This is a genomic window from Halochromatium salexigens, from assembly GCF_016653295.1.
In the GTDB taxonomy this organism is placed as follows: Bacteria; Pseudomonadota; Gammaproteobacteria; order Chromatiales; family Chromatiaceae; genus Lamprobacter; species Lamprobacter salexigens.
This window is the reverse complement of record NZ_NHSF01000048.1, coordinates 1-12,929: the sequence shown is the minus strand read 5'-3', so window position 1 is coordinate 12,929 and position 12,929 is coordinate 1. Positions and strand designations below refer to the sequence as shown.

The 12,929-nt window shown below is 67.7% G+C and carries 6 protein-coding genes; 2 read left to right on the top strand and 4 right to left on the bottom strand.

Going from position 1 to position 12,929, the window contains the following annotated elements:
- Positions 1-11 precede the first annotated feature (11 nt).
- Positions 12-296 carry a YkgJ family cysteine cluster protein gene (locus CCR82_RS07055; protein ID WP_201244695.1) on the bottom strand — a complete coding sequence of 95 codons (285 nt, stop codon included), beginning with the start codon at positions 294-296 and terminating at the stop codon, positions 12-14.
- A gap of 99 nt (positions 297-395) precedes the next feature.
- On the opposite strand from CCR82_RS07055, the gene CCR82_RS07050 reads away from it, so the two are divergent.
- Both CCR82_RS07050 and CCR82_RS07045 read left to right on the top strand, forming a co-directional pair.
- Positions 396-557, top strand: a complete 162-nt coding sequence (locus CCR82_RS07050; RefSeq protein ID WP_201244694.1) for a hypothetical protein — start codon at positions 396-398, stop codon at positions 555-557.
- Positions 558-716: 159 nt separating this feature from the next.
- Positions 717-6,626: an excinuclease ABC subunit UvrA gene (locus CCR82_RS07045; RefSeq protein ID WP_201244693.1), complete on the top strand. Its 5,910-nt coding sequence runs from the start codon at positions 717-719 to the stop codon at positions 6,624-6,626.
- 40 nt (positions 6,627-6,666) lie between these two features.
- Here CCR82_RS07045 and CCR82_RS07040 read toward each other — a convergent pair whose 3' ends face one another.
- The 3 genes from CCR82_RS07040 to CCR82_RS07030 all read right to left on the bottom strand — a co-directional run.
- Positions 6,667-11,244: a hypothetical protein gene (locus CCR82_RS07040; protein WP_201244692.1), complete on the bottom strand. Its 4,578-nt coding sequence runs from the start codon at positions 11,242-11,244 to the stop codon at positions 6,667-6,669.
- 89 nt (positions 11,245-11,333) lie between these two features.
- Positions 11,334-12,467 carry a threonine-phosphate decarboxylase CobD gene (gene cobD / locus CCR82_RS07035; RefSeq protein WP_201244691.1) on the bottom strand — a complete coding sequence of 378 codons (1,134 nt, stop codon included), beginning with the start codon at positions 12,465-12,467 and terminating at the stop codon, positions 11,334-11,336.
- Positions 12,468-12,492: 25 nt separating this feature from the next.
- A partial coding sequence (locus CCR82_RS07030) for an ISAs1 family transposase (protein WP_201244690.1) occupies positions 12,493-12,929 on the bottom strand: 437 nt, incomplete at its 5' end.

Below are 12,929 nucleotides of genomic sequence, written 5' to 3'. Positions count from 1 at the left end.
GATACCCTCCGTCAGTCATCATCGATCCCCGCGCGCGCGGCCAGGCATTCCGCCCCCCCCATCCTGACATCGCGGCAGAGCTGCGGGCGCATGCTGTAGATGGAACAGCACAGCCGTTGCCGGTCGAGCGCGCTGCACCAACCATCGTCGAGCCGTTCGAGCACCTCGGCGCCCCAGGCATCGAGCACGATGAAGTGGCTTGGAACGCGCGCATCGCCAAGCAGCATGACCTCCTTGCGGCAGCAGCAGGCGCGACACTGCTCGCAATGCACGCTGGGATCGATGACCTCATCCATGGTCCTGGCGCACGAGGTTGGTTTTCATCGGCATGGACACGATATACAGCAACCCAATTTCAACGCACCAGTATAGCGCGACCCGCGCGGGATCGATCGATGGACATGGGCTCATTCAAGGCACTCGAACTGCTTCTCATCGTCGGCGTCGTCGGCTACTTCTACATTCGCCAGCGGCAACATCTGCAGCGTCTCAAGGAAGAACGCGAGGCCAAGCAGGATGAGGCCAACACCGAGGAGACCCCGCCCGCGCGCGACTGAGGCACCGGGCGAGAGCCACTGGGCGGAAAGCTACAGGGCGACTGAACCGAGCCGCCTAACCTTCGGCTCGCCCTTTGTTTACCCTTCACCATTCTCCTGACAAGCGCGCAGCGCTCTGTCTCTCAACTCCGCGCGCGCCGCCCTGCTCCCGTCGCTTCAATGCCCCCTCTCAACGACCAGATCCGCCTGCGCGGGGTGCGCCAGAACAACCTCAAGAACCTCGATCTCGACCTGCCGCTCGGCGCGCTGATCGTTGTCACGGGTGTCTCTGGCTCGGGGAAATCCTCGCTCGCCTTCGATACCGTCTACGCCGAGGGTCAGCGCCGCTACGTCGAGACCTTCTCGCCTTACGCGCGCCAGTTCCTCGATCGCATGGATCGGCCCCAGGCCGAGCGCATCGACGGCATCCCACCGGCGATCGCGATCGATCAGACCAACCCGGTGCGCACCTCGCGCTCGACGGTCGGCACCATGACCGAGCTGAGCGATCACCTGAAGCTGCTATTCGCCCGCGCCGCGCGGCTGTTCTGCCACGGCTGCGGCCGCGAGGTCCGCCGCGACAGCCCCGAGGGGATCTGGGCCGCGCTCGCGCATCGACAAACCGCGACCCGCGCCCTGGTTTGCTTCGAACTCGCGATACCGGATGGCCTGACCTCGGATCAGCTCAAGGAGCTGCTCGCGCAACAGGGCTACATCCGCTTCCTGCACGAGGATGACCAACGCCTCGAGGTCATCCAAGACCGGCTGCGGCTCGATGACGACAATCGCGGCCGCGCATTGGAGGCACTCGAAGCGGCACTCGAGCACGGCGGCGGCCGGGTGCGCATCTACCCGCTCGATGCCGAGCGCAACCCCGGACCGCCCTGGCACTTCTCGCGCGACCTGCACTGCCCCGAGTGCGAGATCGACTATCGCGATCCGCTTCCCAGCCTGTTCTCGTTCAACTCACCGGTGGGCGCCTGCGAGACCTGTCGCGGCTTCGGCCGGGTGATCGGCATCGATTGGGATCTGGTGGTGCCGGATGCGCGCAAATCGCTGCTCGATGGCGCCATCAAGCCGATCCAATCCGATGGTTATGCGGAGGTCCAAGAAGACCTGATCGCCTTCGCGCATCGGCGCGGCGTCCCGACAGACGTGCCCTGGGCGCAGCTGACCGAAGCCGATCGCCACTGGGTCCTCGAGGGCGAGGGAGACTGGCACGACGACCCACGCCTGCGCGTCTGGTACGGCATCCGCGGCTTCTTAGACTGGCTCGAAGGGCGCAGCTACAAGATGCATGTGCGAGTGCTACTCTCGCGCTACCGCAGCTATGATCCCTGCCCCGACTGCGGCGGTGCGCGACTCAAGGATGCGGCGCTGGATTTTCGCATCGGCGATCACGCGCTGGCCGACGCGGTGCTGGAGCGCCAGCAGCGTTTCCGTCATGCGCGCAGCCACCTGTCGGAGACCGCCTGGCTCGGCCTGCCCGGCCTCAACATCCAGGATCTCACGCGCCTGCCGATCGCGAGCCTGGCGCGGTTCTTCGATGCGCTCAGGCTGCCCGGCAACCTGGATCAAGCGATGGAACTGCTGCTCGCCAACATCCGTGCCCGGCTGCACTATCTGACCGAGGTGGGGCTCGGCTATCTGACCCTGGAGCGGCAATCGCGCACCCTCTCGGGGGGCGAAGTGCAGCGGATCAACCTCACCACTGCGCTCGGCACGGCCTTGGTGAACACGCTCTTCGTGCTCGACGAGCCGAGCATCGGCCTGCATCCGCGCGACATGGATCGCGTGGTGCGTATCCTGCAGCGCCTGCGCGATCGCGGCAACACGCTGCTGGTGGTCGAGCATGATCCGCAGGTGATGCGCGCCGCAGATCAGATCCTGGACATCGGCCCCGGGCCCGGTGAACGTGGCGGCCAGCGTGTCTTCCAGGGCCCGCCGGCGGCGTTGCTCGACGAGCCGGCCTCGCTGACCGGCGACTTCCTCGCCGGCCGGCGCCTGGTCGCCGAGCCGCGCGCGCCGCGACCACCACGGCCGGGTGAGCCCAAGCTGCGGATTCGCGGCGCGCGCGAACACAACCTCAAGCACATCGATCTCGAGCTACCGTTGCAGCGGCTGGTGGTGATCACCGGCGTCTCCGGCTCGGGCAAGTCGACGCTGGTGCAGCAGGTGCTGTTCCACCATCTGGCGAAGCAAAAGGGACACCCAGAAGGACCGCTCGGGGCCTGCGATGCGGTCGAGGGCGTGGCGCTGATCGAAGATGTCTTGATGGTCGATCAATCGCCCATCGGTCGCAGCTCGCGCTCCAATCCCGCCAGCTACGTCGGCGCGCTCGACCCGCTGCGCAAGCTGTTCGCCGCCGCGCCCCTGGCCCGCGAGCGCGGCTTCAAGGCTGGCCACTTCAGCTTCAACGCCGGCCCCGGCCGCTGCCCGACCTGCGCCGGGTCCGGCTTCGAGCATGTCGAGATGCAGTTCCTCTCCGACGTCTACCTGCGTTGCCCCGATTGCAACGGCCAGCGCTATCGGCCCGAGATCCTGGAGGTGCGTTTACCGGCACAAGTGTCGCGATCCGCTGAGGCCAAAGGTAGTGGCCAGAACGACGCTACGCCACCAAGCGAGCCCAGGGCTGAACCGGCCACTGGCCCGAACATCGCCGAGGTGTTGGCGATGACCGTCGCCGAGGCGCTTGCAGCCTTCGCCGACCAAGCCGATCTTAGGCGGGCCTTGCAGCCACTCGTCGATGTCGGCCTCGATTACCTACGCCTGGGCCAACCGGTACCGACCCTCTCCGGTGGCGAGGCGCAACGCCTCAAGCTCGCCGGACATTTGGCCAAGACCGCGCGCCGCAGGCCGACGCGCACCGTTCAGCGCAAGCACGCCAGAACAGACGAAGGCAAGGTCAGTGGCGAGGTTCAGGATCAACAGGGCCAGGATCGGCCGCACCAGGATCAACCCGGGCTGCTCTTCCTCTTCGACGAGCCCACCACCGGCCTGCACTTCGCCGACATCGCCACCCTGCTCGGCGCCTTTCGGCGGCTCATCGACGCCGGCCATTCGCTGCTGGTGATCGAGCACAATGTCGACCTGATGCTGGCCGCAGACTGGATCGTCGACCTCGGCCCCGAGGGTGGTGACGGCGGCGGCGAGATCATCGCCTGCGGCACCCCGCGCATGCTCGCCGAGCATCCCGAGAGCCATACCGGACGCGCCTTGCGCGAGGCATTAGCGCCGAACGCTGCGCTCGGCACGGATCGAGCCCCGACAACGGCGGCGGAAATCGCTGAAGTCTCAGCGGACTATCGATCAAAATTCGCGGCCACAGACTCAACCATCGCCGGTCCGATCGACGGCAACGCAGAGCAGGCGATCCTGATCCGCCACGCCCGCGAACACAATCTCAAGGATCTGATTCTGTCGATCCCGCGCGGTCAGTTCATCGTCATCACCGGTGTCTCGGGCAGCGGCAAGAGTACCCTCGCCTTCGACATCCTGTTCGCCGAGGGCCAGCGCCGCTACCTGGAATCGCTGAACGCCTATGCGCGGCAATTCGTGCAGCCGGCCGCGCGTGCCGATGTCGATGCGATCTTCGGCATCCCACCGACGGTCGCGATCGAGCAGCGCAGCAGTCGCGGCGGGCGCAAGAGCACGGTCGGCACCGCCACCGAGATCCATCACTTCCTGCGCCTGCTCTACGTGAAACTCGGCCTCCAGCACTGCCCCGCGTGCCAGGTCCCGATCCAGCCCCAGGGCCGCGCCGAGATCCTGAGCCGGATCCGCGAAGACTTCCACGGCCAACGCCTGATCCTGCTCGCGCCCCTGGTCATTGCGCGTAAGGGCACCTACGCCGAGCTGGCCGACTGGGCCAAACGCCGTGGCGTCGAACAGCTCGCTGTCGATGGTGAACTGCAGTCGGTCGAGCCCTGGCCCAAGCTCGATCGCTTTCGCGACCACTGGATCGATCTGCCCTTTCCGTCGGTCGCAGTCGATGGGTCGCACCAGCACCGGCTCTCGGAGCAGCTCGATCAGGCACTCGCCATCGGCAAGGGGCTGGTGCGCGTTGTGGTTGCTGAACAGCTCAAGCCCAGTCTCGGTCAAGCAGCCGGTCAAGCCTCGCCCCGCACCTATTCGACTCAACGGACCTGCCCGAGCTGCGGGCTCGGCTTTGACGAGCCCGATCCACGCCTGTTCTCGTACAATTCCAAGCATGGCTGGTGCCCGACCTGCTTCGGCACCGGCTTGCAGCTCAAGGGCTTCGATGCCGAGCAAAGCGGCGAGGAAGGACAATGGCTCGCCAACGACGGCGATCTCGACAGCAAAAGCAAAGGCGCCAGCGCCAGCCCCGCGAAGGCCTGCCCGAGCTGCCAGGGCCGGCGGCTGAGACCCGAAGCGCTGGCGGTCACCTTTCGCGCGCGCTCGATCGCCGAACTCTCGGCCCTGAGCGTGACCGACGCCAGCCAACTGTTCGCCGAGCTGAACCTGAGCGAGCGCGAGGCCGCGATCGGTCGCGATCTGCTGTCCGAGGTCCGCGCCCGACTCGGTTTCCTCGAGCGCCTGGGATTGGGCTATCTGAGTCTCGACCGCGCCGCGCCGACCCTCTCCGGTGGCGAGGCGCAGCGCATCCGGCTGGCCGCACAGCTCGGCTCCAACCTGCGCGGCGTCTGTTACATCCTCGACGAGCCCAGCATCGGCCTGCATGCGCGCGATAACGCCCGGCTGCTCGAAACGCTGGCCGAACTCAAGGCCAAGGGCAACAGCCTGATCGTCGTCGAGCACGATGCCGCGACCATGCACTGCGCCGATGAGATCATCGACCTCGGGCCCGGCGCCGGCATTCATGGTGGAGAGATCGTCGCGCGCGGCACCGCCGAGGCACTCGCGGCGAACCCGGCTTCACTGACCGGCCGCTACCTCGCCCGCAACAGGGTAAGATCTCCGCAGCATGCAACGCTTGCAACTCGTTCTACACCGGATTCCGCTGCTGCGGCGAATCCCGCTGCTGACACTCAGTTCGCGCTCGCCCACGCAGTGACTGCAAGTGCCACGGACTGGCTGCACATCGAAGGTGCCTCGCTGCACAACCTGCAAGACCTGAGCCTCGGCATTCCCCTAGCGCGACTGGTCTGCGTCACCGGCGTCTCCGGCTCCGGCAAATCGACCCTGGTGCGCGATGTGCTCGGCGCCTCGCTCAAGACCCTGCTGAGCCCTGATCGCGACGGCGGCCATCGCGCTCGCAAGGCCGAACTCAGCGGCTGTGGCGCGCTGCGAGGCTGGCAGGCGCTGAGCCGCGTGCTCGAGGTCGATCAGACCCCGATCGGCAAGACCCCGCGCTCCTGCCCGGCGACCTACATCGGCATCTGGGATCGCATCCGCCGCCTGTTCGCCGCCGCGCCCGAGGCGCGAATGCTCGGCTGGGGGCCGGGGCGTTTCTCGTTCAACACCGGCGGCGGACGCTGTCCTGCCTGCGAAGGCCAAGGCGTGCAACGGCTCGAGATGAGCTTCCTGCCCGACGTGAAGCTGCCCTGCGAGGTCTGCGGCGGCACCCGCTTCAACGCCGAGACCCGGCGCATTCCCTATCTGGGCAAGGACATCGGCGCGGTGCTCGCGATGAGCGTCGATGAGGCGGTCGAGTTGTTCCAGGCGCATCCGGCGATCCGCCATCCGCTTGAGCTGCTGCAGGCGGTCGGACTCGGTTACCTCGCGCTCGGGCAGGCCAGCCCAACCCTCTCCGGTGGCGAGGCGCAGCGCCTCAAGCTGGTTACCGAGCTGGCCAAGGCGCGCCCCACCGCTGATGGCCCCAGCAACCGCTCCACCCTCTACCTGCTCGATGAGCCGACCGTCGGCCTGCACATGGCCGATACCGAACGGCTGATCGGCGTGCTGCGGCGCCTGGTCGCGGCAGGCCATTCGGTCGTCGTCATCGAGCACGACCTGGATCTGATCGCCGCCGCCGATTGGGTCATCGATCTTGGGCCCGAGGCGGGACGCGACGGCGGGCGTCTGGTCGCCACCGGTAGCCCGGCTGAACTGATGACGCAGGGGATCGGCCATACGGCCGACGCGATCCGCCAGCATGCCAGTGTCTAATTCAAACGCCGACGTCCAACCTGTCGGAGCCTATTCCGGATCACAGATCGACACTCAACTGCTGCTCGTCGACCTTGCGTTTCAGCGTCTGACGTCTCGACCTCAACCAAGGGGTCGGTGACACTAAACCTTGCCACCCCCAACGCAGCCAGTCCAGCAGCCGCCACGCGAGCCAGAGCGCCCAGGCCAGCATCAGCAGCCGATAGATCCAGATCGGCGCCGAGATCACCGTCACCGGCGCGGTCTGCTCGCCACTGCGGTCCAGATACCAATTCAGCTCGGTCGCGCTCGAGCCATTGCCCGCGACCTGCATCGCCGGGCTGCCGAGCAAGCCCTGCTGCACCGCCAGCAAGAGCGCGCTCAGCGCCGCGATACTCAGCAGCACCAGCCCGATCTGCATCAGATTGAACCGCCAAGGCGCCAGCGCGCCCTCACCAAGCCGCCGGCGCAGGCCGAGCGCGAACAGCCAGAGCACCACCAGCGCCCCGACCCAGATCGAGACCTGACTGAGCCCGATCCCCAGCAGCAGCCAATCGCCGACCCCGAGCGGGGTCAAACGCGCGCGCGCCAGGATCAGCGCCAGCACCGCCATCACCAACAACAGCCCCCAGAACTGCACCGCCGGCCCGAGACCGGGACCGCTGGCCCACAACAGCCAGCGATCGGTGCCCAGTCTCACCTGCGTCTCGGCGTTCACCCCCGCCACGCCGAGGGTCACCGCCGCCGGCTGATAGACGAAGGACAGCCCATCCGGCTGCAACCAGCCGAGTTCGATGCGTTGACTGCCCGGCACCAGCGCCAGCTCGACCGCGTTGTCCTGCATCAGCAGGGGGCGCGACTGACCATCGACGCGAAGCCGCGTTGGCTCGGCATCCGCTGGCAGCAACAGCCGATGCCGCCCCCCCTGGCTGCTGCGCAGATTGAGTTCCAACAGCGCCTCGCTGGAGCGACGGCCCGGCTGGAGCTGATAGCGGCTGCGATCCAGGGTCAGTGTGGGTCCGGCGACGCCGACCGGGCGCGACAGCGACAGCGCCAAGACCTCACCGGGCCAGGGCCGATAGGTCGGCAGCGCGCGCGCATCGCCGTCGCGCGGCTGCACCGCTGGCACCCCTTGCGCGCGCAGATGCCAGATCGGGCTCACTTGCAGGCGCCATTCCTCGGTGAGTCGTGGATCGCTCGAGGCGCGCAGCGCAAGACGGTCGACCGGTCGCAGCGCCGAGCGCCAGCGCATGCGCGCGCGCCCCGGCGGCAGCGAGACCAGCACCTCCGCATCACGGACCTGGACCCCGGAGGTGGTCACCGATTCGCCGTCGATCAGCGCGACTCGCAAGCTCACCGACTGCCCCAGCGGCGAGCGCCGCTCGACCTCGGTGATCAGCTCCCAATCCAATCCGAAGCGCAGCGTGCGGGTGATCTTGAGCAGCGGCGGCCATGGGGCCTGCCTGTCACCGCTCGCCGCGCCCGAGGCCGGCGCCGACGTCGAGTCCGAACCCGAACCCGAACCCGACAGTGAGTCCGACACCGAGCCCAACGGGACACCGCCGCCGGGGTTCCGATCGTCGAGGGACGTACTGTCGGGCTCATCGCCAGCCGCAAGCCCCTTTGCCTCCTGCTGGCGGAGCAACCGCAGCTGATCACCCGGAACCCCATCGGCGCCGACCCCTTCGAGCTGCCAGATCGGATCGAGGCGGGTTTCGACCAACCGTGGACGCAACGGCAACGGGATGGCGACCTGATCGACTCCGACCAGTGAGCCGGACAGCAGCAGCAGATGCCGACCGCTCGGGATGGGCACCGCCAGCTCCCCATTGGTCAGCCCAAGCAATCGATCCAACGGCTGACCATCGAGTTCGATCCGCGTCGGCGACCAACCGCTGCGGGCGCCGGGGATCGGCAAGGCCACCGCCTCGGCCGCATCCACGGCCAGCAACAAGCGCAGCGCGCCAGGCGAGGCATCGAGCACCAGCCGCGCGATTTCGGCACAGCGCGGCACACAGTCCGGCGGCGCAAGTAGCCGTGCGCGCAGCTCGTTTAGCAGGGACGTCGGCGGAAAGCCCGTGCGATTCGCCGCCGGATTCATCATCGGCGGAGCGGCAGCGATCTGGCTGTCGGTTGCCGCCAGGCCGGGACTCGATGGCAGCAGCCACAGCGACCCGATCAGCGTGACCCCGAGCAGGCCGACAAGCGCCTGCTTGCTCGATGTGCCCGATGGGCGCGCACCCGGCGAGCGGGCCGGCAGCGGCAGCCCCGACGGTCGCGGATCGGCGAGCCGCAGCCCCAGCAGCGGCACCAGCACCAGGGTGATCAACGCCAGCGGCAGTGAGGCCGAGGCCGGCCGCAACCAGAGGCGCAGTCGATGATCGGGCGGCATCGGGCCGTTCCAGCTCAGCTCGAAGCGACGCCAGCGCCAATCCGGCACCCCGGCGCCGGTCTGCAAACGCGCGTCCGGGTCCAAGGTTGGCAACGATCGTGGCGGAGAAACCCGCTCAGCGCTGACCTCAGCAGGGGCTGACTTGAGGCGTGAAGACTCGAGCTGATGACTCAGTTGAGAAGCCACCTGATCGACGGCGCTCCTCGAGGCGAGCCAGCCGCTGGGCGAGTCGATCAGACCAAGCCCCTGCTGTTCCAATTGCGGAAACAGCCCATCGCGCATCTCGGTGACCAGGAAGGGCACCGCAATCAGCACCAGCGACAGCAACGCCAGCCGCGCATAGAGCCGGACCCCGGTCGCGAGCCAGGGCGGGCCCTGCGCGGGCGAGGCGTCTCCTGAAGGCTCGTCACGCTGTTGCACGTCAGCTGGCGTCTGCCGCGCCGACGCCGGCAACAGCCGCACCAGCGCGGCAGCGGCGATCAGATGCAGCCACACCCAACGCGGCGCGCCCGGTTCCTGCCAGGTCAGCACCAGCGTCAGCAGCGCCAGCAGCCCCCAAGGCCAGCCCCAAAGCCGTGTCACCGCGAGCGCGGCGATCAGAACCAGGAAGATATCCAGCAACGACCAGCGCGCCAGCCAACTCTCAGGGAGATTGTCGACACTCGCCGCCGCCAACAGATCCCAGCCCGGCGGCAGAAAGAGCTGTGTCGAGACACCGCTCAGCGGCAGATCCCAGCCCGAGCCGGGCAGCTCCAACCACCACCGGATGGGTCCAGTGTCGATGCGTGCATCGGCGCTCAACGCGAGCCGCGCCCCGCGCACCTCGACGCCTGCGCGCTCCTCGTCATCGTCTCGATCGGTGTTCAGGCGCGTGATCAGGCGCGGCTCGCCGTCGACGCTGACCTGGCCGAGGACCAACGGCGCCGTGGCCTCGATGCGGCGGCGCTCACGCAGCTCACCGCTGAGGCGATCACGCAGGCTCAGACCGGTAGCGTCGAAGTCCAGTCGCATCACGCGCGCGAGCCGGATCTGGTCCGAGCCCGAGGCGCCCCGGCTGAGCTGCTCGAGCCGCAGCGTCTCGCCCGCCTGCATCAGGTAGGCCGGTCGCTGTTGCCACTGCGCTGGCAGGCGAATCTGGCGCGGATCGATCGGCTCGGCGCCGCTCAGCTCGACCTGGCGCAGATCGGGCCGGGCCGCGAACACCCAGACTTCTTGCGCGGGCCAGTGGGATGGCGAGACGGGTGCCGGCGCGGAGACCGACGTCGACGGTTGTTGCGGCAAGCTGAGTGCCGAAACCGGCCCCGGATGATGGCTTTCCAGGATCAATTCCCAGCGCCCGGGCCGCAGTTGCAGTTGCAGCAGGGGGTCGCCTTGCCCCGCGCGCTGAGCCGAGCGCGGCCCCGACGGCTGAGCCGACGCGGCATCCGGGGTCGACCCTGCTGGCCGCGTCTCGGACGGCTCCTTGGCTGCGATCAAGCGCGCCGGCAACGGACTCTCGAGACGTAAGGGGATGCCACCGGGCAGCAGCACTGGCCCTAGCAACAACTCGCGCGGCTGCCCGGAGACTTCGAGCAGCAGACGCGTTTGCACGCGCAACGGCACCGAATCCTCGATCCGGCGCGTGACCTCAAGCGAGAGCGCATCCGGCTCCTGTGCCTGCTTTGGCGGTCGTGGGCGGCGCTTGGCGCCGAGCCAAAGCCCGCCCTGGGCCTCCAAGCGGGGTTGCGCGACCTCTGTCCCGTTCAAGCTCAGGCTGAGCAGCCCGACCTCGGCCGGTACCTGCAAGACATCGGGCCGCCGTGGCCAGGTGAAGCGGCCGCTGATCTCGTGCTCGCCGGAGGCGAGCCGCACCATCGGGCGCCCGTCGCGTTCGACCACGCTGACAGGCGCGCCATTCGCGCTCACCTGTTGCGGCCATTGACCCGGCCCGCCAGGGAGCGCGATCCAGGCATTCGCCGCTAGGCTCCAGGCCTGCTCGAAGCGCCCGCCGGCCTCATCGAGGTCAAGCCGCAGTCGCCCCGGCCAGGCACAGACGCGCTCCCCGGCGCCGGCGGCCCCGAGCGCACAGGCGCGCTGATCCTCGTCAGCCAGTACCCAGTCCACCCACGGCAGGAGCGCAGCGGGAACCGACGCCTGCGTCTCATCGCCATGGACCCCGGCCACCGGCGTCAGCAGCAGCATCAACAGCACTGGCAGCAAGAGGGCGGCGCCGATCCTGCTCGCCGCCTTCTTTGCCGTGCTTACCATCGGAGGAGAGACCTGATGGAGTGGCATCGCTTGGTGATCCCCGTTGGCTACGAACCCAGCACCCGCCGCTCGAGAATTGACCTCGACGATCAGAGCAGGCGCGCCATGGCTGCCAATAATCGCCGATTTTCTGGTTCAGTGCGCACTGCAATGCGCAGATAACGCGCATCGAGTCCAGCATAGTTGGCACAGGCGCGCACTGCGATACCTTCCGAGCGCAATAACCGCGCCGCCAGCTCAGCCGCCCCTGGCCCCGAATCCGGAAGGCGCAGCAGGAGATAATTGGCGGCACTGTCGAAGACGCGCAGGCCGAGCCCGCGCAGCGCCGCGCTGAGATGCCGACGCTCGTCGCCGATGAGCTGGCGCGTGCGTTGCGCGAACACCGCCAGATCCGGGTCCGTCAGCAACGCGCGGCCGGCCGCTGCCGCGAGGCTGTTGACCGACCACTCCGGCAGCAGCCGCGCGAACGAAGCGGCGCGTTCCGGCGCGAGCACCGCGTAGCCAAGCCGCAACCCGGCCAAGGCATAGAACTTGGTCATCGAGCGGATGACGATCAGGTTCGGCCACTCCCCCTGAGATCGTTCCCAGTGCACGGCGGAGTGCGCGCCCTCGACGAAGTCGATGAAGGCCTCGTCGATCGCCCAGTCGACGTGCGGATGGGCGATCACGGCCTCGCGCAACTGCCGGGGCTCGACCAGGCGACCGGTTGGGTTATTCGGCTGGCCGATCCAGACCAGATCGCCTGCGTGCAGGTGCGCCGAGAGCGCCTCGAGATCGAGTGCGAAGCCGTCCTCGGGCCGCAGTGGAATCGAGCACAGCGGCCGCTGCCAGACCTCGGCCGCGCGCTGGTAATCGACATAGGCCGGTGCCGTCACCAGCACGCGCTTGGCCGCGAGCAGTCGCGGCAGCCACCAGATCAGCTGCTCGGCACCATTGCCCACGACGATGCGCTCCGAGGCAATGCCCAGATGCGCGCCAATCGCCGCCCGTAAGGCCGTGCAAGAAGGGTCGGGATAGTGCCCAAGCGCATCGATCGCCGCGATCAGTGCTGACCGCGCGCCCGCTGGCATCCCGAGCGGGTTGATGTTGGCGCTGAAATCGAGCAGCGACTCCGCCGCCCGCCCACTGCGGTGGGCCAAGGCGGTGAGGTTGCCACCGTGGCGTACGTCACTCTGCTCGTCCAACTCGTCCAATGTGTTCAGCTCGTTCAGCTCGATCGCCATCAGCCCATCAGCCAGGGCAATCGCATCAAGCTTTGCTAATATTAGCGTTTCCTGATGATTTTGTTTTCTCGTCACTTTTGGGCCACTCGAAGAGCAGTTTTGTCAGGTAGTCCTCGTTGCAAGCGGCCTTCAAGCGTTTGTTCTGCAGCCCCACCTTGGTGTCATCATTCTTCAGTCGTGAGAGCGCGAGGTGACGCAGCACGGCGAGGTTCTCACGCGCCCCCGGCTGGCGCACACGGCACTCATCCTCGCGAAAGGAGATGTCGAGAGTCCAATGCAAGCCGTTTTCGACGCCCCAGTGGCCGCGCCCGGCGTGGGCAAAACGGGTCGCGCTGGTGCCGATGCTGCCGATGAAATACCGGGTTTCGATCGCGACCTGGCCGTCGATCTCGCGGCGCGATTCGACCAGGCCGATCATGTTCATCCCCTCCCACAACTTGCTGCGGGGCACCCCGGAGAGAT